This window comes from Streptomyces sp. Ag109_O5-1 (assembly GCF_003814875.1).
GTDB classification, from domain to species: Bacteria; Actinomycetota; Actinomycetes; order Streptomycetales; family Streptomycetaceae; genus Streptomyces; species Streptomyces sasae.
On record NZ_RKQF01000001.1, the window covers coordinates 7,628,523 to 7,654,494 of the forward strand.

Sequence of the window (25,972 nt, forward strand, 5' to 3'; positions counted from 1 at the left end):
CACCCCGGTCGTTCGCCCCCTCGAACAACTCGACCCCATCACGGTCTTGTACAGACCACCGCTGAAAGGCTAGCTTCAGACTGTATAGAAAGCGCTTGCTGCGTTGCTGAGACGCACGCGGACGAAGGGAAACACGTGACACGCAAGACGGTGCGTATCGCCATGAACGGCGTGACCGGACGCATGGGCTACCGCCAGCACCTCGTCCGCTCGATCCTCGCCCTGCGCGAGCAGGGCGGTCTCGACCTCGGCGACGGCACCGTGCTGTGGCCGGAACCGATCCTCGTCGGCCGCCGCGAGCACGCGCTCCGCGAGATCGCCGACCGGCACGGCCTGTCGGACGAGCACATCTCCACGGACCTGTCGGCCGTCCTCGCCGACCCCACCATCGACATCTACTTCGACTCCCAGGTCACCTCCGCCCGCGAGGAGGCCATCAAGCAGGCCATCGCGGCCGGAAAGCACATCTACACCGAGAAGCCGACCGCGACCGGCCTGGACGGCGCCCTGGAGCTGGCCCGGCTCGCCTCCGCGAAGGGCATCAAGCACGGCGTCGTCCAGGACAAGCTCTTCCTTCCCGGCCTGCTCAAGCTGAAGCGGCTCATCGACGGCGGCTTCTTCGGCCGGATCCTGTCGGTGCGCGGCGAGTTCGGCTACTGGGTCTTCGAGGGTGACTGGCAGACCGCCCAGCGCCCGTCCTGGAACTACCGCGCGGAGGACGGCGGCGGCATCGTCGTCGACATGTTCCCGCACTGGGAGTACGTGCTGCACGAGCTGTTCGGCCGGGTGAAGTCCGTCCAGGCCCTCACGGCCACCCACATCCCGCAGCGCTGGGACGAGGGCGGCAAGCCCTACGACGCCACCGCCGACGACGCCGCCTACGGCATCTTCGAGCTCGACGGCGGGGCCATCGCCCAGATCAACTCCTCCTGGGCGGTCCGCGTCAACCGCGACGAACTGGTCGAGTTCCAGGTGGACGGCACCGAAGGCTCAGCGGTCGCCGGCCTGCGCAACTGCCGTGTCCAGCACCGCAGCGCGACCCCCATGCCGGTCTGGAACCCGGACATCCCGGCCACCTACGCCTTCCGCGAGCAGTGGCAGGAGATCCCGGACAACGGAGAGTTCGACAACGGCTTCAAGGCCCAGTGGGAGCTGTTCCTCAAGCACGTCTACGCCGACGCGCCCTACCACTGGGACCTGCTGGCCGGCGCCCGCGGTGTGCAGCTCGCCGAGCTGGGCCTGAAGTCCTCGGCCGAGGGCCGCCGTATCGACGTTCCGGAGGTCGCGCTGTGACCATCCAGCTTCCCGACCCCGACGGGGGACTGCGGGCGTACGAGCCGCGCAGCGAGCCGCTCGCCGTCACCCCCGGCACCCCGTTCACCTCCCGCACGGTCTTCTCGGCGGCGCACGTCGTCGCCGACCCCTTCGCGGACACGAGCCCCGACTCGCCCGCCGCCGTCGACTGGGACGCCACCCTCGCCTTCCGCCGCCACCTGTGGTCGCACGGCCTGGGCGTCGCCGAGGCGATGGACACCGCCCAGCGCGGCATGGGCCTGGACTGGGCGGGTGCGGCCGAGCTGATCCGCCGCAGCGCCGCCGAGGCCAAGGCGGTCGGCGGCCGGATCGCCTGCGGCGTCGGCACCGACCAGATCACCGGCCCGGCGACCCTCGCCGAGGTCCGGGCCGCCTACGAGGAACAGCTCGCCCTCGTCGAGGAGACCGGCGCCCAGGCCATCCTGATGGCCTCCCGGGCGCTCGCCGCGGCCGCCTCCGGACCCGAGGACTACCTCGACGTCTACGGCCACCTGCTCCGCCAGGCCACCGAACCGGTCGTCCTGCACTGGCTCGGCCCGATGTTCGACCCGGCTCTGGAGGGCTACTGGGGCTCGTCCGACCTGGACGCGGCCACCGGCACCTTCCTGGAGGTCATCGCCGCCCACCCCGACAAGGTCGACGGCATCAAGGTGTCGCTGCTGGAAGCCGGCCGCGAGATCGACATCCGCCGCCGTCTCCCGCAGGGCGTCCGCTGCTACACCGGCGACGACTTCAACTACCCCGAGCTGATCGCGGGCGACGAGCAGGGCTTCAGCCACGCCCTGCTCGGCATCTTCGACCCGCTGGGCCCGCTGGCGGCCGAGGCGGTCCGGGTCCTGGACACGGGGGACCGGAACGGCTTCCGGGCACTGCTCGACCCGACCGTCGAACTCTCCCGCCACCTCTTCCAGACCCCTACCCGCTTCTACAAGACGGGCGTGGTCTTCCTGGCCTGGCTGGCCGGCCACCAGTCGCACTTCACCATGGTCGGCGGCCTCCAGTCGGCCCGCTCCCTCCCGCACTTCGCCCGCGCCTACGAACTCGCCGACGGCCTCGGCCTGTTCCCGGACCCGAAGCTGGCGGAGGAGCGGATGAAGACCCTGCTCGCCCTGTACGGAGTCAACCAGTGACCGGCGACCTGTCCCGCTTCTCCATCAACCAGATGACCGTCAAGCAGCTGTCGATGCCCGAGCTGGTCGAGGCCTGTCTGGACCTGGGCGTGCCGGGCGTCGGCCTGTGGCGCGAGCCGGTGCAGTCGTACGGCGTCGAGGCGACCGCCAAGCTGGTCCGCGAGGCGGGCCTGGCGGTCACCACGCTCTGCCGGGGCGGCTTCTTCACGGCCGTCGACCCGGACGAGCGCGCCGCCGCCCTGGCCGACAACCGGCGGGCGATCGAGGAGGCGGCGACCCTCGGCACGGACACCCTCGTGCTGGTCTCCGGCGGCCTGCCGACGGGCTCCAAGGACCTGCACGGCGCCCGGGAGCGGATCGCCGACGCGCTGGCCGAGCTGGGCCCGTACGCCGAGCGGCACGGCGTCCGGCTGGCCATCGAGCCGCTGCACCCAATGTACGCGTCCGACCGCTGCGTGGTCTCCACCCTCACCCAGGCGCTGGACCTCGCGGAACGCTTCCCGGCCCACCAGGTCGGGGTCACGGTCGACACGTACCACATCTGGTGGGACGACCAGGCACCCGCGCAGATCGCCCGGGCGGGCGCGGGCGGCCGCATCCACACCTTCCAACTCGCCGACTGGACCACCCCGTTGCCGGAGGGCGTCCTCAACGGCCGCGGCCAGATCGGCGACGGTGCGATCGACATGCGGGAGTGGAAGGGCTACGTGGAGGCGGCCGGCTACACCGGTCCCATCGAGGTCGAGCTGTTCAACGACGGGCTGTGGGCGAGGGACGGCCGCGAGGTGCTGGCGGAGACGGCGAACCGGTTCGTGGAGCACACGGCGGACTGACGGATCCTTGGCCTGCCCGCTTCCCGCGCTGACGGGCAGGCCACGGCCCTAAGATCGGGTGCGACACCCGAATGAACGGACGCCGACGCCCATGTACGTCAGCCGGATCATCGTGAAGGACATCAAGTCCTTCCACGGTCCCCGCGAAGTCGACCTCACCCTGACCCGCCCCGACGGCAGTCACGCCGGGTGGACGGTGCTCGCCGGGCGCAACGGCTCGGGCAAGACGACGCTGCTGCGGGCCATGGCGCTGGCGCTCAGCGGGCCGGGGGTGGCCCGCAGTCTGGTGCCGGTGTTCGAGAACTGGGTGACCGAACAGAGCACGACGGGCCAGGTCGAGGTCGAGATCATCCGGGACACACGTCACGACCGGTTCTCGCAGGGCCGCCCGCCCGCCGGTGTCTTGCGGGCCGGACTCAGCTGGAAGACGCCCCGCGAGGGCTTCGCCGGCCGGGTTCCGGTCCGCCGGGGCGCCCTGCCCGGGCTCGACGAGATCAGATACACCAAGGCGCAGACCAGTGTCGCCCGCCGTGGTCCGTGGGCGGACAATCCCGCGGGCTGGTTCTCCGCGGCCTACGGGCCGTTCCGGCGGATGGCCGGCGGCTCGGGCGAGGTGCAACGGCTGATGCTGGCGTCCGGGCCCGTGGCCAGGCACACGAGTCTCTTCCACGAGGACGCCTCACTCGCCGAAGGCGTCGCCTGGCTGATCGAGCAGCACTTGCGCGCGCTGGAGGGCAGAGGGGGCGCCCAGGGGCTGAAGGCGTTCGCGCTGGCCCTGCTCGGCGACGGACTGCTGCCGGACGGGTACCGGATCAACGACGTCGACTCCGAGGGCCTGTGGGTCGAGCGGCACGGCAGCCGCTTCCCACTGAGGGAGATGAGCGACGGGTTCCGTACGGTGGCGGCGCTCGTCGTCGACATCCTCAAACAGCTGCACGACGTCTTCGGCGAGCACCTGTGGGAGTCCGACTGGCAGGGCAGGGACGACGAGTCGATCGCGTTGATGACACCCGGCGTCGTCATCATCGACGAGATCGACGCCCATCTGCATGTCTCCTGGCAGCGCCGGATCGGCCCCTGGCTGACCGACCACTTCCCCCGCATCCAGTTCATCGTCACCACGCACAGCCCCTACATCTGCCAGGCGGCGGATCCCGGCGGCCTCATCAGACTGCCCGGCGTGGACGAGGCGCGCCCGCCCGAGGTCATCGACCAGGACCTGTACGACCGGGTGGTGTACGGCAGCGGCGACGACGCCGTGCTCTCCGACCTATTCGGTCTCGACACGCCCTACTCCGAGCGGGCCGAGCAGGTGAGGGCCGAGTTCGTGGAGCTGGAGGCGGAGATCTACGACGGTGCCTCATCGCGGGAGTCGCTCGCCCGCTACCGGGAGCTCAAGGAGCGGCTTGCCAGCTCGCCGTCGGCCCGTGTGGACGAGATGAGCGCGCACCTCCAACGGATCGCGGAGGAGATCAAGGACGAAGCGGAGTGATCCGGCTTCGGCGCGCAGTCCTGCCGGCGGCAACGGCGGAACGACTGAGGGACTACACCGACGACATCCGGCAGCACGCCACGGAGAAGGAACGCAAGGACAGGGCGAAGGAACTCTGGGAGAGTCGCCGGCGGGTCCGCCCCGCACTTCTCAGGGGGCTCGCGGAGATGGCTCCGGGCCACGAACGCTGCATGTACTGCGGTGACGGCCAGGGCACGGACATCGACCACTTCGAGCCGAAGAGCCTCGCTCCGCTGCGTACCTTCGACTGGCTCAACCATCTGCTCGCCTGCTCGTTCTGCAACAGCAACCAGAAGCGGAACCTCTTCCCCACCGAGGCCGACGGCAGCCCTCTGCTCGTCGACCCGACAGCCGAGGACCCCTTGGACCACCTACGACTGGTGCTCCCGCTCGGCGTGTACCGGGGCCTGACCGCCCGGGGGCGGGCCTGCATCGAGGTGTTCGGCCTCAACGCCAGAGCGGTCCTGGTCAAGGGACGCGTGGACGCCTACGCGACTGCCAGGCACTCCATCGAACTGTGGCGCATAGCCATGGACAAAGGGCAACGCGACAAGGCGACCGAGATCGTCCGGGTCGCCTGGAACCGTCCCCTCATCGATGTACTGGAAGCCATGTTCCACCAGTCCGGCCATCCGGCGGCCGATGCCCTGTTCGCGGGTGAGGAGGAGACCCTCGACCTCCTCCGCGATTCCGAACTGCGGACCGCTTTCCTGCACTTCCGGGGCGTCAGCTACTGATACACCCGTCCCGCACTGCCCCTACGAACGCTGCCCAGCCGTCGGACGAGAAGACCAACGCCGGGCCGGTGGGCCCCGCTTTGCTGTCACGGACGGGTACGACGGCGTGGCCACGGGCGATCTCCAGGCAGTCGTCGTTGGTGCCACCGCTGTAGCTGGACTTGTACCACCCGGTGAAAGCGGACGAGTTGGAGACGGTGTGTTCATTGCTCGCCATGTGCGTGATCCTCCGCTGCCGCTCTGACGACGGCAAGTGACTGCTGATGCGACAACGCGTCGCTCAAGGCCAGAGCGTAGGCCGTCTGGCTGGCGGTCACCAGCGCCGGATCGTCCATCAAGTTGCCCGTGAGAAAGCCTTCGACGTAGGCCACGGGGCGGAGTCCTCGAAACTCATGAGGGTGAGATAGCTCTGCAGGAGAGCGTGTGCTCCGACACCGTACGGAAGCACGTGGAGCCGCAGTCGTCCTGCTTCGTCCATGTCTGCGATCTTGTGCGGCTGTACTGCCATGACCTGGGAGCCGCCGACGCGGCGCCGCAGCACCGACTCGTCGAGCAGCGTCCACACGACCGGCTGCTGGGGGCCGTCGAGGATGCGGCGGCGTTTTGTTCGGTTGACGAGGAACCCGTCAAGCTCCTCAGCCGTGTAGGTCGGCCGGTACGCACGGAAGAGTGCACTCGCGTAGTCCTCGGTCTGGAACAAGCCGGGAACCAACGACAGCGCGAACTGTTGGATGAGCGTGGCCTGTTTCTCCAGTTCGGCCACAGCAGCGAAGTAGTCGTTGTACTTCGAGTCCAGGTCCTCCAGCCACCGCTCGAAGAACCCGTCCGTCTTGAGGGCCCGGTCGATCCGTCGTGCGTCGTCGGACTTCGGCAGCCGCCTCCCCGCCTCGAAGTGGCTGATCAGTGTGGGCGAGCACACGACCAACTCGCCCAGTTCCCCTTGAGTCAGACCGGCCGCCATCCGCCGCAGCCTCAGCTCCTCTCCGTACTTCTCCCGTTGCGTCCGAGGCTTCTGGCGCTCGCTCATGCGGCCAACTCCCGTTCCTGACAAAGGCTCTGTCAAGTCCACACCCCTGGAAGCGTAGCCAGTCCCGACCTCACTCTGTGAGGGAGTCACCACACAACGAAGTCACCGCAGGTGAGAAAGCAGGTCGGCATGACACATCTCCTGGCCCGGCTGGTCGAGCCGTTGCTCCGGTTCTTCCTGCCCGCTCGCGGGCGACGGCGCCGTAGGCCGGTCGTACCGCTCGCGTACACGTATCCGTACTCGTGCCCGTACGTCGGCCGCCCGACGGCGTACCGCAGGGGCGAAGCTCCCTTGCGCGGCGAGGACAACCCGCTCGTCCGTCCCTATCTCGACCATGTGGAGACCTACGCGTGAGCGGGCGCCTGCTTCCGTGGACCGGTGCGGACGGCAAACCCTGTTACCTCGTGGGCGACGGCACGGGTCATGTCTCCCGTCTCGCGGACCAGATCGAGAGCCTGCACCTCGGCATGGCGGGCGACCTGCTCGACCACACGGCCGAACTCCTCGCCGAGCAGCGGCTGACCGGTGAGGAACTTCGCTACCTCGCCCGGCGACTGAGCGAATCGCTGAGGGACGTCAAGCGCGTCGCCGAGAGCAGGGGTGCGCGGCCAGGTTGACCCTCGACCTTGTGCAGGGCCCAGAGTGCCGGTGTGGAGAACGACATGCGCAGCATCGGCGAGATGGCCCGCGACAGCGGCCTGGGCGTGAGCGCCCTGCGGTTCTACGACCGGGCCGGTGTGCTGGTGCCTGCCTGGGTGGATCCGGTGAGCGGTTACCGCTGGTACGAACCCGGGCAGGTGGAGGAGGCCCGGGTGCTGGCCCGCCTGCGTCGGGCCGGGATGCCGCTGGCGGACATCCGGCTGGTGCTGGCCGGCTGGTCCGGCCCGGACACCGATCTGGTCCGGAAACTGTTCAAGGCGCACCTGCGCCGTCTCGAACAGGGGCTGGTCGATGCCCGCATCGAGTTCTCCGCGCTCCGAGCGCTACTCGATCACCGGGAGAATGTCATGACCTCGCTCCGCACCGCCACCGTCCGGCTGTCCGTCGCCGCGCCGGAGCTTGCAGCCGCGCTGGACACGGTTCGTTTCGCGGCGAGCACCGACCCCGAGCTGCCGATGCTCGGCGGGGTTCTGTTCGACATCGAGGGCGAGAGCCTGCGCGCGGTGGCCACCGACCGGTACCGGATGGCGGTCGCGCGGGCCGGGGTCGCCGGGCATGACGGGGGCCGGGTGCAGGTCATCGTGCCCACTCCGCTCGCCGACGCGATGCGTGCGCTGTCGGACGGCGAGGGACCTGTGCGACTCTCTCTTGACGGTGACCGCGTGACACTGGAGGCCGGGGACCGGCAGGCGGCCGGTCGGTGCCTCGACCACGACTTCCCCGACTACCGTCGTCTCCTGCCCCGGGCCGGCGGACGCCGCACCGTCGTCGAGGTGGCGGCCTTCCGGCACGCTCTGGAGACGGGTCCTGTCCGTTCCGGAGAGGCCGGGGCGCCCGACCTCAGCGTGCTCAGGGTGGAGGACGGCGGCACGGTGACCCTCTGCGCCGACGGCGACGGAGCCGATGCAGACGAAGACCCGAACCGCGTCGCCGTCAACCGTGAGTTCCTGTTGGCCGCGCTGGCTGCCGGGGCCCGTGACCGACTGATTTTGGAGCTCGGCGCGCCCACAGCGCCGATCGCGATCCGCCGGCCCGACGACGAGGACGCCTTCTCGCTCCTGATGCCGGTCCGCCTGGATCACTGACGGCATGTTCACCCTGATCCGGCCCGCTCGAACCCCTCGGCCGGAGCCGGATCGCTGGTGCGGGAACCTGTGCGAGAACCTCTTCGCACAGGTTCTTTCTATATTCCCTGTTCGCGCAGACCATTTGTTTTGAACGGCTGTGCTCAGACTGTAGGTTCGCGATTCATAAGGCCTTGGGAACTGCATTCGTTCTGCTTGTGTCTATACGATTCGATTCAGCCGCAAGGGTGAGTTGGGGACTCGGAATTGCGGCGGAAAACAGGCCATTCAAAGCCAAGGAGTTTCTTGTGAACGTGCGTATCGCCATTGTTTCCGCAGTTTCCGCCGTGCTCCTCGCCGCCGGTGCCACGGCCGCCGTCGCGGCCCCCGCCCCGGCCCTCAGCATCAAGGCCAGCGCCGCCCACGTCCAGCTGGGCGACCCCGTCACCCTCACCGGCAGGGCCACCGGCATCAAGGACGGCAGCAAGGTGACCCTCCAGATCAAGAACGGCAAGAAGTGGCAGACCCTCCCCGAGACGGCGAAGGTCAAGAAGGGCGCCTACAAGTTCGCCGAGAAGCTCGACGACAAGGGCGTCGCGGTGCTGCGCGTGAAGGACGGCAAGACGGTCTCCAAGTCGGTCTCCGTCGACGTCCGCTGATCACGGCGGTCACCCCTGACCGACCCGGCTGAGATCCTGCCCCACCCCGTCCGATCCGGGGTGGGGCAGGTGCCGTCGGGGCGTGAGCGCTCCTTGTGGGTCCGAGGATCCCACGGTGGGCCGCTGCTCCGGGCACCTGCCCGGGCTCGCGGAAAATTTCCGGGACCCCCGTACAACCCTCCCCCCACCCTGCCGGTCATACCTGGCATCGGAGCTTTCGGAGGGGGATCCGGGGGGATCGCGGGGGTTCTGATACGGAGGGGAAAGCCGAGGGGGTTCGGTCGACGGACCGGGCCCCCTCGAAGCATGTTCACGGCTGATTCCTGAGTTGTTCCCGGGGGCCGGGTGCCCCAGGCTGCTCCCTGGGCGGGACGACTGTTCGACTCGGGGGGTCTCGTGCTGCGCATCCACTTCACGCCTGAGGACCTGGGCCGGGTCCGGGTGGCCGGCGCCCCCGATCCGCTCTGGGAGATCACCTTCAGCCTGCACCGCCTACAGACCTCGCGGGGCCGCTGGGCGTACGCCGACTGGTACCGCGAGACCCGGACCGTCCTGGCCGGCACCCCGCTCGGCGCCGCCGTCCGCCGGCTCCTGGTCCCGGTGCTGCCCAGGGCCCGCTACCTGCCCGACTTCCTCACCCCGCACGAGGCCGCCGACGGCCTGGACCCCGGGCTCGCGGCGATCGTCGACACCCCGCCCGTCCGGGTCGCCCACGAGATACGCACACTGGACCGGCTCACCGGCGCCCCGGACTGGGCGCCCCGGCTGGTGGAACGCGAGGCCCGGGAGGATCTGGCCGGACTCCTGCGCGCCTACCACGAAGCGGTCATCGCCCCCCACGAGAGCCGCATTCACGCCAAGGTCGCCTCGGAGTGCGCCCTGCGGGGCCGGGACACCCTCGCGGCGGGGCTCGACGGGCTGCTCGCCGGTCTGTCCCCCGCCATCCGCTGGCATCCGCCGGTCCTCCTTGTCGACTACGTCATCGACCGCGACCTGTACCTCGAGGGCCGCGGACTGCGCCTGGTCCCCTCGTACTTCTGCTGGCAGTCACCGGTCTCCCTGGCCGACGACACCCTCCGGCCCGTCCTGGTCTACCCCGTGCAGGGCGATCGCCGCGCCGTCCCCGGCCGACCGCCCGACGCCTCGCTCGCCGCGCTGCTCGGCCGGACCCGGGCGGCCGCGCTGCGGTCCCTCGCGCTCGGCGCGACCACCTCTGAACTGGCCCGGTTCCTGGGGGTGTCGGTGCCGACGGCCACCCACCACACCACCGTGCTGCGCGACGCCGGCCTGGTCATGAGCCACCGCCACCACAACACCGTGCTGCACACCCTCACCCCGCTGGGCGCCGCGCTGCTCGGACCCGCGCCGGCCCGCCCCGGGGCCCTGGACCGCGCGGACGGCTCCCCCGCCGCCCCGGGCAGCTGAACGCTCGCGCGCGGCGCACACCCGCGCCCGGTTCGTCATCCGAGTGGGCCGAGCAGGGCCGCCGCCCGCGTCAGGGCCTGTCGCCGGTGCTGCCAGACCTCCTCCAGGCGGGTCCGCGTCCCGGCCGGCTGCCGGCCAAGGAAGACGTCCCGCTCGGTGGCGCCCGCGCGACGCAGACCGCTCGCGTCGTCGCAGTGCTGATCGGCCGTCGCGGCCGCGCGCTGCTCGCGCGCCAGCTTCGCGGCGCTCGCCCCCTGGACCGCCTCGGCCTGCAGCGACTGGATCAGCGCGGCGGGCGTCTTCGCCCTACGGCCGGCGTCGGCCATGCAGCGCTGCCACCGTTGCAGGGCCTTCTGGTAGGCGGGGGCGGTGGCCAGGTACCGCTCCAGGAGCTGGTCGACGTCCTGCGGTACGAGCGTGTCCTCCAGGGCCGCCCGTACCGTGCCGTACAGTCCGGCCCGGGCCCGCGCCGTGCAGCCGCCCGTGGCATAGGTCCCGCTGGACCCGCTGGGCAGGGTCAGCGGGGCGGTCCGGCCGGCGGGGCCGTCGAGTACCGCCGTGTAGCGGGCCGCTGCGGCGGTGGACAGGGAGCGCACATACCGGTCCTGGGCCGTGCCGCCGCCGTTCAGGCTGCCCAGCGCGGTGGAGACGCCGTAGCCGGGTGCCGAGCGGGAACCGATCGACTCGGCCGTGGTCGCCCCGGCCGGTGGCTGCGGGCCCGCGCTCGTGATCAGGTAGCGCAGTCCGTGCTCGCGCATGCAGCGCTGGGTGAGGATCTGCAGGGCGCCGAAGAGCCGCCAGCGCTGGCGCTGGGCGGTGGCGTCGTGGGTGAGGACGGCGGCGGCGTGACCGGACTCCCGCGCCGACGGCGCCGCCTCGGCGGATGCGGCCGTGCTCGGCCCGGTGCACGCGGTCGCGGCGGCACAGACCAGGGTCACGGTCAGGATCAGCAGGGGCAGCAGGCGTACGGGTGCGCGCCTGGTACGGCGGCGCGAGAGCTCTGTCATGGGTGGTCGCCCGTCATCCGTGGGCCGGAGCAGGCCCGGTCAGCAGTTGGAGGTCCAGAAGTTGCTGCTGATCGAGTCGTTGAAGCTGGTGTCGGTGTCCGGCCAGACGAGTTGCGAGAAGTCGTTGTGGGACCAGTCCTTGGGCAGGCACGCGGACAGCCCGGTGTAGCTCGTGCCGCTCCACACCTCGACGCCCAGACCGCTGGTGCCGTGGTTGTACCCGGAGGAAGCGCAGTCGCTCCACGTCCCGTTGGCACAGCCGCTGTGCGAGTAGGCGCCCCAGTTGGTGTTGTTGCCGGAGAACTTGCCCGGCGTGCCGGGGTAGCCGGCGTCCTGCCAGAAGCAGAAGTAGGTGCTCGGGCAGTCGGACTTCGCCTGCGGGGAGAGCTCGTCGGAAGCGGAAACGCTCCCCTGCACCGCCTGCGGGGCGGCGGCGGCCGGCCTGCTGTGCCCGTCCGCGGCGGCGGCGCTGCCGGACAGGGAGAGGCCGAGCGCGGCGGCCAGGGCGAGGGCGGCGAGTGCCGCGGCTAAGCGGAAGAATCTCATGCGGGATTCCCTCATCTCGGGCTGTTCGTACCTGGGTTCTCCGGACGCGTTGCGGGCCAGGCACGGCGGAGTCCGCCCCGCGGCGTACATGGGGCGATTTGCAACGCTGTCGAGTGATATTGCCAACCAGGACAGAGGGCGGCCATCACGTTTCAACAGGATGAAAAGTCCCAGGTGCGGCCCGGGAACCGGGTGCTCCGCATGCACCCGCCCTAGAAGAACACCCCGCACCGCAGCAGTACGTTCGCGTAAGGCCGGGCCTCGCCCGTGCGGACCACCAGATGCGCGTTTGCCGACAGCTCCTTCAGCGTCTCGTGCGGGACCAGGGCCAGGTCGGCGAAGTGTCCGTCCAGCAGCTTCGCGGCGGCCGGGTTGGCCCGGCGGACCTCGGCCGCCGCCGTCGCGCCCTCCACGACCAGCTCGCCCAGCAGCCCCTCCAGCACCTGAGCGAAGGACGGCACCCCGGCCCGGAACGCGAGGTCCACGACCCGCGGCCCCTTCGGGATCGGCATGCCCGCGTCGCACACCAGCACCGTGTGCCCGTGCCCCAACTCCGCCAGCGCGCCAGCGAGATGACGGTTGAGGATTCCCGCCCGCTTCACAGCGCGTCGACCTCCGCCGCCGTCGGGTACGACTCCTGCGCGCCCCGCCTCGTCACCGCCGCCGCCCCGACCCGGGCCGCGTACGCCGCCGCCCCGGCGAGCGACTCGCCCGCCCCGAGCCGTACCGCGAGGGCCGCCGTGAAAGCGTCCCCGGCGCCCGTGGTGTCCACCGCGTCCACCTTCACGGACGGCACCGACTCCACCCCCTGGCCGTCGGCGACCAGCGCGCCCTGCGCGCCCAGCGTCACCACCACCGACTTCGGGCCCTTCGCCAGCAGGAGCCGCGCCCAGTCGGCCGGTTCCTCGCTCACGCACGCCTCGCCCAGGATCACCTTCGCCTCGTGCTCGTTCACGATCAGCGGGTCGCAGGCCGCCAGCACCTCACCCGGAAGGGGCTGCGGCGGGGAGGGGTTGAGGACGAATCGGCTGCCCGGGGCCACGCTCCGGACGACCTCCAGCACCGTCTCCGACGGGATCTCCAGCTGCGTGGAGACCACCCGGGAGGCCTGGAAGAGGCTGCCCGCGGCCCGGACGTCCGCCGGGGTGAGCCGGCTGTTCGCGCCCGGGGACACCACGATGCTGTTGTCGCCCGAGGGGTCCACCGTGATCAGCGCGACGCCCGTCGGTGCCCCGCCCACCAGCACACCCACCGTGTCCACACCGGCCGCCCGCTGCGAGTCGAGCAGCAGCCTGCCGTGCGCGTCGTCGCCGACCCGGGCCAGCAGGGCGGTACGGGCACCGAGCCGGCCGGCCGCGACCGCCTGGTTGGCGCCCTTGCCGCCGGGGTGCGTGGCGAGGTCGCCGCCGAGCACCGTCTCACCGGCGGCCGGACGCCGTTCGACGTCTATGACCAGGTCGGCGTTGGCCGATCCCACGACCAGGAGGTCGTAGTCGTACATCAAAGACTCCCTAAGAGAATGGATCGAGGCGGCCGGGCGTCCATTGAACCGCCCGGCCGCCTCCTCGGTGGCTCAGCCCGTGAACCCGTCCACGTTCTCCTTCGTGATCACCTTCACCGGCACCTTGATCGTCGGGTCGATCTTCTCGTCCTTGATCGCCTTGAGCGCGTTGTCCACGGCGATCTTCCCGAGCTCGGACGGCTGCTGGGCGACCGAGGCGTACAGCGTGCCGTTCTTGACCGCCGTCAGTCCGTCCGGGGTGCCGTCGAAGCCGACCACCGAGACCGACGTGCCGGCCTTGGAACCCAGCGCCTTGATCGCGCCGAGCGCCATCTCGTCGTTGGCGGCGATGACGCCCTGGACGTCCGGGTGGGCCTGCAGCAGGTTCGACATCACGTCGAGGCCCTTGGTGCGGTCGAAGTCGGCCGGCTGCTGGGCCACCACCTGGATCCCGGGGTAGGCCTTGAGGCCTTGGGCGAAGCCCTGCGCGCGCTCCCGGGCGGCGGAGGTGCCGGCCTGGCCCTGCAGGATCACGATCTTGCCGTGGCCGCCGAGCTTCTCCGCGATCGTCTTCGCGGCCAGCTCACCGCCCTTGACGTTGTCGGAGGCGACCAGCGTATCGGTCTTCGCGTTGTTGACGCCCCGGTCGACGGCGATGACGGGGATGTCCGCCTTGTCGGCGGCCTTCACGGAGTTGCTCGCCGCGTCCGAGTCCACCGGGTTGACGATGATCGCGCCCAGTCCCGAACTGGTGAAGTTCTGCAGCTGGTTGGCCTGCTGCGAGGCGTCGTTCTGGGCGTCCGTGACGGTCAGGTCCACACCCAGCTTCTTCGCCTCGCTCTCGGCACCGGACCGGATCTGCACGAAGAACGGGTTGTTCAGGGTGGACAGGGACAGCCCGACCCGCGGGGTGGCGGAGGCGGAGCCCGTGTGCAGGAGGGAGGTCGCCGCCGCCAGCGCCACCGTGATGACCGCCGCGAGTACGTACGTCCCGGCCTGTTTGCCCTTGCTCCCGCCGATCCGGGGGGCCGCCGGGGTGGCCCCGGCCTTGCGGCGCACGGTGTCGAGGAGCACCGCCAGGGCGATCACCACACCGATGACGACCTGCTGCCAGAAGGCCGACACGTTCAGCAGGTTGAGGCCGTTGCGCAGCACCGCCAGGATCAGCGCGCCGATCAGCGTCCCGGACGCCTTGCCCGTGCCGCCGGCCAGCGACGCGCCGCCGATCACGACCGCGGCGATGGCGTCCAGCTCGTAGCCGTTGGCCGCCTGCGGCTGCGCGGAGGCCAGCCGGGCCGCCAGCACGATGCCCGCGACGGCCGCGAACAGACCGGTCAGCGCGTAGATGGCGAGCTTCTGCCGCGACACCCGCAGTCCGGACAGCCGGGCGGCCTCCTCGTTGCCGCCGATCGCGTACATGGAGCGTCCGATGTACGTCCGGCCCAGCACGAAGGCCGCGACGAGCCCCATGACGATCATGACCAGCACCGGCACCGGCAGCCAGCCGCCCAGCGTGTCACCGAGGTGCGAGACCGAGTCCGGGAAGGCGATCGGGGAGCCGCCGGAGATCACCAGCGACAGACCGCGCGCCACCGACAGCATCGCGAGTGTCGCGATGAACGACGGCAGCTTGCCGTACGCGATCAGGAAGCCGTTGACGAGACCGGCCGCGATGCCGGTCAGGACCGCCAGCACCACCGCGACGAAGACCGGGACCCCGTGCTGGGTCGCGCTCCACGCCAGCACGGTCGCCGACAGCGCCGCCACCGAGCCCACCGACAGGTCGATGCCCGCCGACACGATCACGAAGGTCGCGCCGAAGGCGAGGATGGCCGTCACGGCCGCCTGGACACCGACGTTCAGCAGGTTGTCGGTGCTCAGGAAGTCCCCCGACAGCGCCGACATGGCGATGACGAGGACGATCAGCGCGCTCAGCGCGCCGTTGTCGAGGAACAGTCTGCGCACGGCCGCGGCGCCACCGGCGCCCGATGCCTTGCCCTTGAGCGTGTCAGTGGCCACGAGCGGCCTCCTTGTCGGTCGTGGTGGGATTGCTGACGGCGAGCGCCATCACGGAGTCCTGGGTGGCCTCGGCGGCGGACAGCTCGCCCGCGATCCGTCCCTGGGCCATCACCAGCACCCGGTCGCTCATGCCGAGGACCTCGGGCAGATCGCTGGAGATCATCAGTACCGCGGCTCCGGCGGCCGTGAGCTCATTGATGAGCTGGTAGATCTCGACCTTGGCGCCGACGTCGATACCGCGCGTCGGCTCGTCGAGGATCAGCACCTTCGTGTCGGCGAGCAGCCACTTGCCGATGACGACCTTCTGCTGGTTGCCGCCGGAGAGCGTGCGCACCTGCTGCCCGAGGCCCGCCATCCGGACGCCCAGTTGCAGGGCGATCCGCTCGGCGGCGGCGTGCTGCGCCTTGAGATCGACGATCCCGGCCCGGGTGGCTTTCCGCAAGGTCACCAGGCCGAGGTTCTCCTCGACCGAGGCGTCCAGGACCAGCCCCTGCCCCTTGCGGTCCTCGGGGACCAGCCCGATCCCGGCGGTCATGGCCGCGTTGACGTCATGGCCCCGCAGAGCGGTGCCGGAGACCTTCACCGCCCCCTTGTCGTACCGGTCGGCGCCGAAGACGGCCCGGACCACCTCCGTACGGCCGGCACCCACAAGGCCCGCGATCCCCACGACTTCCCCCGCGTGCACCTCGAAGCTCACGTCGTGGAAGACCCCGTCCCGGGTGAGCCCCTCGACGGAGAGCAGCGCGGCGCCCTTCTCGCCCCGCTCCCGCGGGTACTGCTGCTCGATGGACCGTCCCACCATGAGCCGTACCAGCTCGGCCTCCGGGGTGGCGGCGGGCACCTGTCCGACGGACTTCCCGTCGCGGATCACCGTCACCCGGTCCCCCAGAGCGGCGATCTCCTCCAGGTGATGCGTGATGAAGACGATCCCGACGCCGTCCTCGCGCAGCTGCCGCACGATCGCGAAGAGCTTCTCGACCTCCTCCGAGGTGAGCACGGCGGTCGGCTCGTCCATGATCAGCACGCGCGCGTCCAGGCTGAGCGCCTTCGCGATCTCGACCATCTGGAGACGGGCGATACCGAGCTCACGCACGTGCGCGTCGGGCGGCACGGCGACCCCGACCCGCTTCAGCAGGACCTCGGCGTCGGCCTCCATCCGCTTCCGGTCGATCATCCCGAAGCGGCGCGGCTGGCGGCCCAGGAAGATGTTCTCGGCGACCGTGAGATCGGGTACGAGGTTGAACTCCTGGTAGATGGTCGCGATCCCGAGGCGCTCGGAGTCCTGCGCACCGTGGATGCGCACCTCCTCGCCGCCGGCCAGGATCCGCCCCTCGTCGGGCGTGTAGGCGCCGGAGAGCATCTTGATGAGGGTGCTCTTGCCCGCGCCGTTCTCACCGAGGAGTACGTGGACCTCGCCCCGGCGCAGATCGAAGTCGACGCCGTCGAGCGCGACCACGCCGGGGAAGGACTTCCGTATGCCCTCGATGCGCAGCAACTCGTCCGGGTTGCTCACGACGTGCTCCTTTGCACAGGGGTCTGGTTGTCGTCGCGGTTGTCGTTGGCGCGGCCCTCGCCGCACGAGCGGCGGGCGACGAGCCGGGCGGGGAGGGTGACGGACTGCGGAGGCCGGCCCTCGATGCGGTCGACCAGCGCGCGCACGGCGGCGCGGCCCAGCTCGCCGGTGGGCTGGGCGATGGCGGTGATGGGCGGGTCGGTGTGTACGAACCAGGGGATGTCGTCGAAGGCCGCCAGTGCCATGTCACGTGGCACCTGGAGCCCGCGCGCCCGGATCGCGTCCAGCGCGCCGAGCGCCATCAGGTTGTCCGTGGCGAACACGGCCTCGGGCGGCTCGGGCAGGTCGAGGAAGCCCTCGGTGACCCGCCGGCCGCTCTCGGCCTGGAAGTCGCCCTGGCCTATGTAGGCGTCGGGGAGGGGGGCGCCGTACTCGGCGAGCGCCTCCCGGAAGGCCTCGACGCGCTCGCTGCCGGTCGTGGTGGCGGCGGGCCCGGCGATGATCGCGAGCCGCCGGTGTCCCAGCCGGTGCAGATGCGCGACGAGGTCGCGGATGGCGGCCCGGCCGTCGGCGCGTACGACGGGGACGTCGAGGCCCGGGATCCACCGGTCGACGAACACCATCGGCGTCCCGGCCCGTGCCGCCTCCAGCATCAGCGGCGAGCCGCCTTCGGCGGGGGAGACCAGCAGCCCGTCGATCCGCCGGTCGAGCAGCGTCCGTACGTGATGGTCCTGGAGGTCGGGCCGCTCGTCGGCGTTGCCGATGATCACGCTGTAGCCGAGCGCGCGGGCCTCTTCCTCGACCGAGCGGGCCAGTTCCGTGAAGTACGGGTTGAGTACGTCGCTGATGACCAGGCCGAGGGTGCGGGTCTGGTCGGTGCGCAGGGAGCGGGCGACGGCGTTCGGGCGGTAGCCCAGCGTCTCGACGGCGGCCAGGACCCGGGTGCGGGCGTCGTCGCTGACCGACGGATGGTCGTTCAGGACACGGGACACCGTGGCGACGGACACGCCGGCCGCGGCTGCGACGTCCTTGATGCTCGCCATCGTCGCTCCACCTCCTCGTGGAACTCGGGACTCCATGGAGTCCGTGGAATCGATTACACGCTGTCGTGTACCGAGGATTGGAATCGATTACACGGGGGTGTGGCAAGGGGGTGGCGGTGGCTGAAATCCAATCGTGACCGATGTGGTGTGGGCGACATGGCCGAGTGGGGGTGTGTGCCGGTGGCCGGGCGTGTCGTGACCTCGGCCGGGTTGCGGTGCGGCCGGGTACGTGCCTGATATATGTGGTGTGGGCTGGTTGCGTGCGCACGATCCGGACCTGGCGGCGACCCGGCGGGCCGCACGGACCGCGCTGGTGATGCCCGCCCTGTTCGCGCTGTGCGGTCAGGTGTTCCGCTCCCCGACGATGGCGAGCTTCGCCGCGTTCGGCTCCTTCTCGATGCTGCTGCTGGTCGATTTCACCGGCCCGATGGTCGAACGGCTGCGGGCGCAGGCGGGGCTCGCGGCGGCTTGGCTGGTTCTGATCAGCGTGGGCACGCTGGTGGCGCGCCCGCTGTGGCTCGCCGTGTCCGTGACCGTGCTGGTCGGCTTCGCCGTGCTGTTCTCCGGAGTCGTCAGTTCGGTGCTGGCCGGGAGCGCGACGGCGCTGCTGCTGGGCTTCGTCCTGCCCGTGGCGTCACCGGCACCCCTGTCCGAACTGCCGGCCCGGCTCGCGGGGGCCGGCCTCGCGGCGGCGGCGGCGCTGCCGGCGGTCTGCCTGCTGTGGCCGCGCCCGGTCGCCGACCCGCTCGGCACACCGGCGGCGCGAGCATGCCGAGCGGCGGCGGAGGACCTACGGGCCGACGCGTCGGGGTTGGCGGGGCGGGGCCCGGTTCCTTCGGGGGCCCAGACCGCGGATGCGGCGCGGCGGCGGTTTGCTGCGGAGTGCACTGCTGGTGCCAGTGCGGAGTTGCGGGCCGCGTTCGATGCCACGCCGTACCGGCCCACCGGGCTGTCCGCGACCTCGCGTGCCCTGGTGCGGCTGGTCGACGAGCTGACCTGGCTGTGCGGCATCCTGGCCGACCGGCCCTTCCGTACCGACCCCGCCCCGGCCTGCGATCCGGCCGCCCGGACCGTGCGTCTGCTGGCCGCCGACGTCCTCGACCACGCGGCCGATCTGCTCACGGACCTGTGCAACGGCGACACCGGACCGCTGTGCACGGCCGCCGACGAGCTGGATGCGGCTCTGCACGGCATGGAGCGCAGTTCCACGGCCCGGCTGCCCGCCGACCATCCCGTCGGCGCCTGCGAGGCCGACGTCTACGGATTCCTCGCCGTCCTCGACCTGTCCTTCCGCGCCCAGGAACTCGGCTTCGCCGTCCTGCAGATCGCCGGCAACGTGCGGCTCGCGGCCGCCGCCGAGCAGCGGCACTGGTCCGACCGGCTCCTCGGCCGCGACCCGGACGCGTCGGCCGCCGCGCTGACCTCGGCCCGTGAACGCGCCGTCGCGCATCTGGGGCGGGGCTCGGTGTGGCTGCACAACAGCCTGCGCGGTGCCGTGGGACTGGGCATCGCGGTGCTGCTGGCCGGCGTGACCGACGTACAGCACTCCTTCTGGGTGCTGCTCGGCACCCTGTCCGTGCTGCGGTCCAACGCGCTCAACACGGGCCAGAAAGCCCTGCGCGCGGTCGCCGGCACGGTCGTGGGCTCGATCCTGGGCGCCGGGCTGCTGCACCTGATCGGGCACCACGGCACCGCCCTGTGGTTCGTCCTCCCGGCCGCCATCCTGATGGCCGGGATCGCGCCCGCCGCCGTCTCCTTCGCGGCGGGGCAGGCCGCGTTCACCGTGACCCTGGTCGTGCTCTTCAACATCGGCCACGACCCCGACTTCCACATCGCCCTGCTGCGCGTCCAGGACATCGCCCTGGGCTGCGCGGTCAGCATCGTCGTCGCCCTGTTCTTCTGGCCCCGGGGCGCCGCGGCCGCCGTCCACCGGGCGCTCGCCGCGGCCTACACCGACAGCGCCGGCTACCTCGCCGACGCCGTGGCACACGCCCTCGGCCACCCCGCGGCCGCGGCGGACACGGCCGGTCGCGAGGCCGCGGCCGCCGCCCGCCGCCTCGACGACGCCTTCCGCACCTTCCTGGCCGAACGGGGCGCCAAGCCGGCGTCCCTGGCCGACATGTCCACGCTGGTCACGGGGGTGGTCGCGCTGCGGCTGGCCGCGGACGCGGTGGTGTCGCTGTGGCGGGAGGCGGGGGCGGCCGGAGAGAGGGGCGACGGGCAGACCGAGGCCCATCGGGCCGTCCTCGGGGCCGCGGACCGGGTCGCGGGCTGGTACCGGTCGCTGGCGGTGTGCCTGGACGCCGGTACGGTGGCCCCCGCGCCCCTCCACCGCCGCCCCGAGGTCGCCGCACGGCTCGTCAAGTCCATCCGCACGGACCTCGTCGACGGCACGGGCCGGGCCACCGGTACCGCCGTCCGCGTCATCTGGACCGGCGACCATGTCGACGTCGCCCGCCGACTGCAGCCCGGCCTCGCCACGGCGGCGAAGGGGAGCGCGGGGGGCGGGTAGGGGAGGTGCCGGTGGTCGGCCGTCTGCTGTATGCAGGGGGCATGACTCGTGGCGAGATACGCGAAGGCCTGCTCCTGCTGTTCGTCGCGTTCATGGAAGGCTCCCTGATCGTCGGCGGGAAACTCCCTCCTGCCTGGGCGACCGGGGTGACCGTCCTCTATGCGGTGTTCCTGCTGGCCTATCTGCGGGGGCTGGTCCGCCGTCGGCGGTTCGGCGATGCCGAATGACCGTCACCAGCGCACCGCGGTGAAGTCCACCGGGCGGGGTCGGAGTTCCCGGGTACGGGCTGCCAAGTGCTGTAGCCGGGAGGCCATTTCGTCCTCGGGCAGGCGGCGGCGGTCGCCGTGGCCCGGCAGCAGCCACTCGAAGCGGAGTCGGCCTGCGGCCCGGGTCAGCGAGGCGGCCAACTCCTGGACGGAGTACCAGGTGACGCTCTCGGCCACCTCCAGGTCCGCCGTCGTACGCGACCAGTAGAAGCTGTCGCCACTGAAGCAGTACCGCTCGTCCGCGAGGTAGAGCACGCTTCCCCGGGTGTGCCCGGGGAAGGGGAGGGCGAGCACGCCGTCGGTGATCTCGGTCGGCTCGGTGCCGCGCAGCACCCGGTCGGCGTCCGGGGCCGCGTCGAGGTCGCCCTCGTGGATCCAGAGCCGGGCGCCGAAGCGGTCGGCGTACCGGCGGCCGTGCGCCGCGTGGTCGCGGTGGGTGAGCAGGAGGTCGGTCACCGGGCCCAGTGCCTCATGGCGCGCGGCGAGGGCCGGGCTCCAGCGCGGGGTGTCCACCATCAGCGACGTGCCGTCGGGGCGGTGGAGGAGATAGGAGTTGGCCCCGGCGGTGTGCGGGGAGTTGTGCCCGCACAGCCGCACGGTGTCGTCCAGGGCCAGGGGAAAGGGGTCCTGCGCCGCGTCGAGCCGCCCGCCCGGGGGACGGACGGAGCGGGTGGGGCAGGCGTGCGCGGCCGCGTGTAAGAGCCCCGTCTCCGCCGCGTCGCGCGGCTGGCGCAGCACGGCGGAACGTCCGCCGACCTCGCCGATCAGCCCCGGTGCGAGCTGCCGCGCGACATCGCAGTTCGTACAGCGCCCGTCCACCTGCCAGCCGTGCTCGGCCTGTTCCGTTCCCATGGCTCCGCTCCCCTTCCGCTTTCCGTACTGCCGGTCACCTCAGGTCACCTCAGGGGTATCCCGAGCCGCGCCGAAAGAGGAAGGGGGTCCGGATCTGGTGCTTACGGCAGAGGGTTGCTCTCTCGGCTCAAGCTCATCGGCTCAAGCTCATCGGCTCAGTCCATCGACTCAGCCCATCGGCTTCGGCTTGAAGGCCGCGAAGACCGCGCCCTGCGGGTCGGCGACCACGGCCATCCGGCCGGCCATCATGTCGAACGGCGGTGCGAGCACCGTGCCGTTCCGCTTGACCAGCGCGTCCACGGTGGAGTCGACGTCGTCCACGGCGAAGTACGTCAGCCAGTGCGGCGGGGTGTCGGGCCGTTCGTTGCCGAGCCGGGCGGCGCCGCCGACGCCCTTGCCGCCGACGTTCAGCGACCAGTAGTTGCCGCCGGCGCCCTCCATCGGCTGGATCTCGATGCCGAAGGCCTCGCCGTAGAAGCCGGTGGCGCCGGGTACGTCGCTGGTGTTCAGCTCGTTCCAGATCAGCGCGCCGGGCTCGTTGACCAGCCCCGCGCCATGGAACTCGACCGGCTGCCACACCCCGAACACCGCGCCCTGCGGGTCGGCGGCGATCAGCATCCGGCCGATCGTGCCGACGTCCATCACGGGCGCGATCAGGGTGCCGCCCGCCGAGACGATCGCGTCCTGCGTGGCCTGCGCGTCGGTGCTGGCCAGATAGGTGGTCCAGACGGTCGGCGGCTCCGGCTGCCCCTCGGGGGCCATGGCCGCACCGATGCCGGCCACCGGCTTGCCGTGCAGGGTGCAGACGGCGTACCCGCCGAAGTCGGCCCCGCCGACCTCGCCCTGCCAGCCGAACAGGTCACGGTAGAAGTCCAGCGCCGCCTGCTGGTCCTGCGCCATCAGATCGACCCAGCACGGAGTGCCGGTCGCGTACGGAGTGGTGATCTCGGGCATCTGCAAGTTCTCCCTGCGCGCGATGAAGTCCTCCGCCGCCCACCTTCACCGCCCCCGCCCCATCCCGCCACCCGAGTCGGCGGGTATTACCGTCGGCTCACCGGCAGCCACGGCAGCCACGGCAGCCACGGCAGCCACGGCAGCCACGGCAGCCACGGTGGCCACGGTGGCCACGGCAGCCACGGCGGCCACGGCAGCCCCGACCGCCTTGGTGGCCCCGGCGGCCCTGACCACCCCTGCCGTCCCGGCCGCCCCCCATCGCCCCGGCCGTCCCGATCGCCCCGACGGCCCCGGCCGTCCTCGGGGTACCGCCAAAATTGTTCATATGTGCGTCGGGCGTGTGTGCGATGATCCGCTCTCATGTTCGAGAGGAATGTGACTCCATGTCATCGCACAGACGTCACCTCTGCGTGTCGGTAGTCGTCGCCGGGGCAGTGGCCGTCGCCGGGACAGTTGCGTCCGTCCCCGCCGCCTCGGCCGCTTCCGGCGTGACGACCTCACTGCCGGCACGGAACACCTCCGCGCCGTCGGCCGACGAGGTGTCCGGGTCGGGACGGGCGGTCGTCTGGGAGCAGAAGACCTCCGCCGACCGGCTGCCGCACGGCTGGCTCTCCGTCTCCGGAGGCACCCCACAGAATCTGGGGGCGCTGGCCGACAACAGCGAGGGGGTCTCCGTCCGCACGGTCTCGGTCCAGAACTCGGTGGTGGCCATCGCCACTTCGACGAATCCGAACGGCGCCCTGGCCGACCATGTGACCCTGCGGCACCTCGACACCGACCAGCAGGAGACCCTGGCCGTCGCGTACGACAGCTCGGGCGCGGCGGGCGACGAGCGGTACCGGGCCCAGGCCGGTGACGGCATCCTCGTACAGCAGAGCTATTACGACGCCGATTCGGCGTACCGGGTGCGCCTCGTGCTGCGCACCTCCCAGGGCGACCGTGTGCTGTTCTCCGACGACGAGCAGTACGAGGTGCTGGCCTCGGACGCCGAGGGCGCACTGGTGCTGCGGCGGACCGCTCCCGGCTGGGGCTACCGGATCGACTACGTCGACTTCGCCAGCGGCGCGAGCGTCACCGTCGCCGAGCCCGACACCGGCGAGCTGCCTCAGGGCCTGGAGTTCACCCCCTCCCACTTCGGGGCGATCGACGGTGCCACCCTGACCGAGTGGCGGCGGTCCGCGCCCGGCGAGGGTCCGGCGACCGTCACCCTGCCCACCGACAAGGCCCGCTGGATCAGCGACGACACCCTGGCCTGGTACGCGTGGAGCGCTGACGGCAACGAGCTGTACGCGATGTCCCGGGACGGCTCCACCCCGGCCGCCGACCTCGACGGCACGTTCGGTGACATCTCCGTGGGCGACGACGGCAGGATGCGCGCGGCGCTGTACCGGCCCGACGTGGACGCCGCCGTCCAGACCCTGACCGACGGCAGGGTCTCCACCGCCGACGGCGACGCCTCCGCCATCCCGGCCGGCCTCGCCCGCCTGGACGCCCTGGCACTGTCCGGCGGAACCCTCTACACCGCCGACGACTCCTCCCGCCGTACCGGCGTGCTGCTCTCCTCCGCTCTGACGGTCGGTCCGTCCGGTGCGTCGGCCACCGCGCCGTCACGCGTCCTGGCCTACTCGACCGGCACCGTGCACCAGACGCTGGCCGCCGCCGGGAACCGGGTGCTCGTCGAGCAGGGCGGCGCCTACGAGGTCTATGACAAGGGGACGCCGACCGGTGTACCGCTCCAGCCGAGCGACATCTCGGCCGACCAGGTCGTGGACTTCGACGGCGGCCACCTCCTGCTGTCGGACAAGACCACCGTCTACAACGGCACGCTCCTGCTGTACACCGTGGCCACCGGTGCGAGCGAACGGGTGCCCACAGGCTCGGCCCTGTACGGCGGTGCCCTCTACACCTCGGTGAAGGACGCCACCTCCAGCTGGTCGATCCGGCGCACCGATCTGACCACCGGAACCACGTCCACGGTCACCACGGTGGACTGCCTGCCGGGAGGCCTCCAGGTGCGCGGCTCCTGGATCCTGCTGACCACCTGCGGAGCCGCCTCCACCCAGGGCCTGCTCCTGAAGACGGGGACCACCACCCGTACGACGGTGGACTCCTCCGTGGAAGCACCGATCCTCGGCACCGGCGTCCTGTACACGTTCACCAAGGACGCTGCCGCGGGCATCACGCTGAACGCTCAGGTCCTGGGCGTGAACGGAGCCACGGCGCAGGCCCTGTTCGCCCTTCCCGGCAGGGCCGACACCGCTGCCGCGCAGCGGTGGGCGGTGGACCGCGAGGCGCCCTGGGCGGCGTGGATGGGCGACGACGGCGTCACCCACGCGGTGTGGGCCGGGGCTCCCTCGACCGTCTCCGCCTCCGTCTCCGTCCCGGCCGGGTTCAGCCCCAACGGCGACGGCTCGTCCGACACCTGGGCGCCGGTCTGGACGTACAACCGGCCGGTGACCTGGACGCTCACCCTCAAGTCCGGTAGCGCGCAGGTGCGTACCCTGACGGCGACGGCCTCCTCCGGCAGCGTCGCTCCGGTCTGGAACGGCAGGAACGACGCGGGCGGCACGGCCGCGGAAGGCACCTACACCTGGACCCTGGCCGTCAAGGACGCGGCCACCGGCGTGCCGGCGGCCGACATCAGCGGCAAGGTCGCCCTGCGCAGGACCGTCCCCGCCGCGTCCGTCACCGCACCGGCCCTGGCCAGCGACGCCTCGACCCGCGCCGTGATCCCGGTGAGCTGGGCGGCGAAGACGGCGGGCGTGACGTCGTACGACGTCGGCTGGCGGGTCGCCACCCGCAGCGGCACGGGTGCCTGGACGCTCGGACCGCTCAAGACCTGGCGCAGCGGCACCACGACGAAGTCCGGCAGCTTCGGCTCCTTGGGCAGCCCGGCGACTCCGCAGCCGGGTCTGACGTACCGCTTCTACGCACGCGCCCACGACGACGCCGGACAGACCGGAGCCTGGACAGCGGCCGTCACCAGCGGCGTCCCGGTCGACGACCGGTCCTCGGCGCTGTCCTTCCGCGGCACCTGGGCGTCCTCGTCGGTGGCTTCCGCCTGGTCCGGGACGGAGCGGGTCTCCGCCACGAAGGGGGCCACGGTGTCCTTCACGGCGGACGGCACCAAGCTGCGGATCGTCGCGACCCGCAAGTCCGACGGCGGCCGTTTCGCGGTCGTGGTGGACGGGGTCACGGTGGGCACGGTGAACACCTACGCCTCGACCACGGCATACCGGAAGGCGGTGTTCACGTACACGCTCGGTACGAAGATCACCACGCACAAGGCGCAGTTGAAGGTGCTGGCCGGCAGCGCGCGGGGCCGCTCCACCGTGCACCTGGACGCGGTCATGGTCACCCGCTGACCGGTTCCCCGCCGGAGAACGTCCGCATCAGG

At 71.4% G+C, this 25,972-nt stretch carries 23 protein-coding genes and 1 pseudogene; 13 read left to right on the forward strand and 11 right to left on the reverse strand.

The window, feature by feature from the left end; genetic code table 11:
• Window positions 1-135 precede the first annotated feature (135 nt).
• The 5 genes from EDD90_RS34620 to EDD90_RS34640 all read left to right on the forward strand — a co-directional run bounded on the left by EDD90_RS34620 (window position 136) and on the right by EDD90_RS34640 (window position 5,527).
• Window positions 136-1,293, forward strand: coding sequence for a Gfo/Idh/MocA family protein (locus EDD90_RS34620; RefSeq protein ID WP_123976812.1), 1,158 nt, complete (start codon window positions 136-138; stop codon window positions 1,291-1,293).
• A complete protein-coding gene (locus EDD90_RS34625) occupies window positions 1,290-2,444 on the forward strand; it encodes a dihydrodipicolinate synthase family protein (RefSeq protein WP_123976813.1) in 1,155 nt (384 codons plus the stop codon). The genes EDD90_RS34620 and EDD90_RS34625 overlap by 4 nt, the downstream gene beginning before the upstream one ends.
• Window positions 2,445-2,476: 32 nt before the next feature.
• On the forward strand, window positions 2,477-3,277 hold the full coding sequence (locus tag EDD90_RS34630; protein ID WP_123981958.1) for a sugar phosphate isomerase/epimerase: 801 nt from the start codon (window positions 2,477-2,479) through the stop codon (window positions 3,275-3,277).
• Between the two features lie 91 nt (window positions 3,278-3,368).
• Entirely contained in the window at window positions 3,369-4,769 is a 1,401-nt protein-coding gene (locus EDD90_RS34635) for an AAA family ATPase (RefSeq protein WP_123976814.1), read from the forward strand.
• Window positions 4,766-5,527 carry an HNH endonuclease gene (locus EDD90_RS34640; protein WP_260328304.1) on the forward strand — a complete coding sequence of 254 codons (762 nt, stop codon included), beginning with the start codon at window positions 4,766-4,768 and terminating at the stop codon, window positions 5,525-5,527. Before EDD90_RS34635 ends, EDD90_RS34640 begins: the two co-directional genes overlap by 4 nt.
• On the opposite strand, the gene EDD90_RS34645 is transcribed toward EDD90_RS34640, so the two are convergent.
• Window positions 5,517-5,744: a DUF397 domain-containing protein gene (locus EDD90_RS34645; RefSeq protein ID WP_123976815.1), complete on the reverse strand. Its 228-nt coding sequence runs from the start codon at window positions 5,742-5,744 to the stop codon at window positions 5,517-5,519. The genes EDD90_RS34640 and EDD90_RS34645 overlap by 11 nt on opposite strands.
• Window positions 5,731-6,554: pseudogene (locus tag EDD90_RS34650) on the reverse strand (Scr1 family TA system antitoxin-like transcriptional regulator). The gene EDD90_RS34645 and the pseudogene EDD90_RS34650 overlap by 14 nt, the downstream one beginning before the upstream one ends.
• 129 nt (window positions 6,555-6,683) lie before the next feature.
• Here EDD90_RS34650 and EDD90_RS34655 point away from each other — a divergent pair.
• From EDD90_RS34655 to EDD90_RS34675, 5 genes are all read left to right on the forward strand, one after another.
• Complete coding sequence (locus tag EDD90_RS34655; protein ID WP_123976816.1) at window positions 6,684-6,908, forward strand: hypothetical protein; 225 nt, start codon at window positions 6,684-6,686, stop codon at window positions 6,906-6,908.
• Window positions 6,905-7,171, forward strand: a complete 267-nt coding sequence (locus EDD90_RS34660) for a hypothetical protein (RefSeq protein ID WP_123976817.1) — start codon at window positions 6,905-6,907, stop codon at window positions 7,169-7,171. Before EDD90_RS34655 ends, EDD90_RS34660 begins: the two co-directional genes overlap by 4 nt.
• A 45-nt stretch (window positions 7,172-7,216) precedes the next feature.
• On the forward strand, window positions 7,217-8,299 hold the full coding sequence (locus EDD90_RS34665) for a MerR family transcriptional regulator (RefSeq protein WP_123976818.1): 1,083 nt from the start codon (window positions 7,217-7,219) through the stop codon (window positions 8,297-8,299).
• Between the two features lie 287 nt (window positions 8,300-8,586).
• Entirely contained in the window at window positions 8,587-8,937 is a 351-nt protein-coding gene (locus EDD90_RS34670; protein WP_123976819.1) for a DUF4369 domain-containing protein, read from the forward strand.
• A gap of 396 nt (window positions 8,938-9,333) precedes the next feature.
• Entirely contained in the window at window positions 9,334-10,362 is a 1,029-nt protein-coding gene (locus EDD90_RS34675; protein ID WP_123981962.1) for a DUF5937 family protein, read from the forward strand.
• A 35-nt stretch (window positions 10,363-10,397) separates the two neighbouring features.
• Here the strand turns inward: EDD90_RS34675 and EDD90_RS34680 are convergent, their stop codons facing one another.
• From EDD90_RS34680 to EDD90_RS34715, 7 genes are all read right to left on the reverse strand, one after another.
• Window positions 10,398-11,369 (reverse strand): hypothetical protein, encoded by a 972-nt coding sequence (locus EDD90_RS34680; RefSeq protein WP_185149325.1) that lies wholly within the window; start codon window positions 11,367-11,369, stop codon window positions 10,398-10,400.
• Window positions 11,370-11,408: 39 nt separating this feature from the next.
• On the reverse strand, window positions 11,409-11,915 hold the full coding sequence (locus EDD90_RS34690; protein ID WP_185149326.1) for a peptidase inhibitor family I36 protein: 507 nt from the start codon (window positions 11,913-11,915) through the stop codon (window positions 11,409-11,411).
• A 212-nt stretch (window positions 11,916-12,127) separates the two neighbouring features.
• Window positions 12,128-12,517, reverse strand: coding sequence for a D-ribose pyranase (rbsD, locus tag EDD90_RS34695; protein ID WP_123976823.1), 390 nt, complete (start codon window positions 12,515-12,517; stop codon window positions 12,128-12,130).
• Entirely contained in the window at window positions 12,514-13,416 is a 903-nt protein-coding gene (locus EDD90_RS34700) for a ribokinase (protein ID WP_123976824.1), read from the reverse strand. Before EDD90_RS34700 ends, rbsD begins: the two co-directional genes overlap by 4 nt.
• 72 nt (window positions 13,417-13,488) lie before the next feature.
• The gene (locus EDD90_RS34705) at window positions 13,489-15,435 is read right to left on the reverse strand and encodes a substrate-binding domain-containing protein (protein ID WP_123976825.1); all 1,947 of its coding nucleotides are present in this window, start codon (window positions 15,433-15,435) and stop codon (window positions 13,489-13,491) included.
• A complete protein-coding gene (locus EDD90_RS34710) occupies window positions 15,425-16,948 on the reverse strand; it encodes a sugar ABC transporter ATP-binding protein (RefSeq protein ID WP_123976826.1) in 1,524 nt (507 codons plus the stop codon). Before EDD90_RS34710 ends, EDD90_RS34705 begins: the two co-directional genes overlap by 11 nt.
• Window positions 16,945-17,991 carry a LacI family DNA-binding transcriptional regulator gene (locus EDD90_RS34715; RefSeq protein WP_123976827.1) on the reverse strand — a complete coding sequence of 349 codons (1,047 nt, stop codon included), beginning with the start codon at window positions 17,989-17,991 and terminating at the stop codon, window positions 16,945-16,947. Before EDD90_RS34715 ends, EDD90_RS34710 begins: the two co-directional genes overlap by 4 nt.
• Window positions 17,992-18,238: 247 nt before the next feature.
• Here EDD90_RS34715 and EDD90_RS34720 point away from each other — a divergent pair, with 247 nt between their 5' ends.
• Window positions 18,239-20,503, forward strand: coding sequence for an FUSC family protein (locus EDD90_RS34720; RefSeq protein ID WP_260328305.1), 2,265 nt, complete (start codon window positions 18,239-18,241; stop codon window positions 20,501-20,503).
• 41 nt (window positions 20,504-20,544) lie between these two features.
• Window positions 20,545-20,730 (forward strand): hypothetical protein, encoded by a 186-nt coding sequence (locus EDD90_RS34725; protein WP_123976828.1) that lies wholly within the window; start codon window positions 20,545-20,547, stop codon window positions 20,728-20,730.
• A 3-nt stretch (window positions 20,731-20,733) separates the two neighbouring features.
• Here the strand turns inward: EDD90_RS34725 and EDD90_RS34730 are convergent, their stop codons facing one another.
• Window positions 20,734-21,621: a 4Fe-4S domain-containing protein gene (locus tag EDD90_RS34730; RefSeq protein ID WP_123976829.1), complete on the reverse strand. Its 888-nt coding sequence runs from the start codon at window positions 21,619-21,621 to the stop codon at window positions 20,734-20,736.
• 168 nt (window positions 21,622-21,789) lie between these two features.
• Entirely contained in the window at window positions 21,790-22,575 is a 786-nt protein-coding gene (locus EDD90_RS34735) for a VOC family protein (protein ID WP_123976830.1), read from the reverse strand.
• Window positions 22,576-23,063: 488 nt separating this feature from the next.
• Here EDD90_RS34735 and EDD90_RS34745 point away from each other — a divergent pair, with 488 nt between their 5' ends.
• Window positions 23,064-25,940, forward strand: coding sequence for a hypothetical protein (locus tag EDD90_RS34745; protein WP_123976831.1), 2,877 nt, complete (start codon window positions 23,064-23,066; stop codon window positions 25,938-25,940).
• Window positions 25,941-25,972: the final 32 nt, after the last annotated feature.

What these genes read in the sequence shown, in the direction of transcription:
- EDD90_RS34735 (WP_123976830.1), bottom strand. Translation starts at nt 22,575, where the DNA reads ATGCCCGAGATCACCACTCCGTACGCGACCGGCACTCCGTGCTGGGTC.
- EDD90_RS34715 (WP_123976827.1), bottom strand. Translation starts at nt 17,991, where the DNA reads ATGGCGAGCATCAAGGACGTCGCAGCCGCGGCCGGCGTGTCCGTCGCC.
- EDD90_RS34645 (WP_123976815.1), bottom strand. Translation starts at nt 5,744, where the DNA reads ATGGCGAGCAATGAACACACCGTCTCCAACTCGTCCGCTTTCACCGGG.
- EDD90_RS34630 (WP_123981958.1), top strand. Translation starts at nt 2,477, where the DNA reads ATGACCGTCAAGCAGCTGTCGATGCCCGAGCTGGTCGAGGCCTGTCTG.
- EDD90_RS34635 (WP_123976814.1), top strand. Translation starts at nt 3,369, where the DNA reads ATGTACGTCAGCCGGATCATCGTGAAGGACATCAAGTCCTTCCACGGT.
- EDD90_RS34690 (WP_185149326.1), bottom strand. Translation starts at nt 11,915, where the DNA reads ATGAGATTCTTCCGCTTAGCCGCGGCACTCGCCGCCCTCGCCCTGGCC.
- EDD90_RS34665 (WP_123976818.1), top strand. Translation starts at nt 7,217, where the DNA reads ATGCGCAGCATCGGCGAGATGGCCCGCGACAGCGGCCTGGGCGTGAGC.
- EDD90_RS34725 (WP_123976828.1), top strand. Translation starts at nt 20,545, where the DNA reads ATGACTCGTGGCGAGATACGCGAAGGCCTGCTCCTGCTGTTCGTCGCG.
- EDD90_RS34700 (WP_123976824.1), bottom strand. Translation starts at nt 13,416, where the DNA reads ATGTACGACTACGACCTCCTGGTCGTGGGATCGGCCAACGCCGACCTG.
- EDD90_RS34730 (WP_123976829.1), bottom strand. Translation starts at nt 21,621, where the DNA reads ATGGGAACGGAACAGGCCGAGCACGGCTGGCAGGTGGACGGGCGCTGT.
- EDD90_RS34680 (WP_185149325.1), bottom strand. Translation starts at nt 11,369, where the DNA reads ATGACAGAGCTCTCGCGCCGCCGTACCAGGCGCGCACCCGTACGCCTG.
- EDD90_RS34655 (WP_123976816.1), top strand. Translation starts at nt 6,684, where the DNA reads ATGACACATCTCCTGGCCCGGCTGGTCGAGCCGTTGCTCCGGTTCTTC.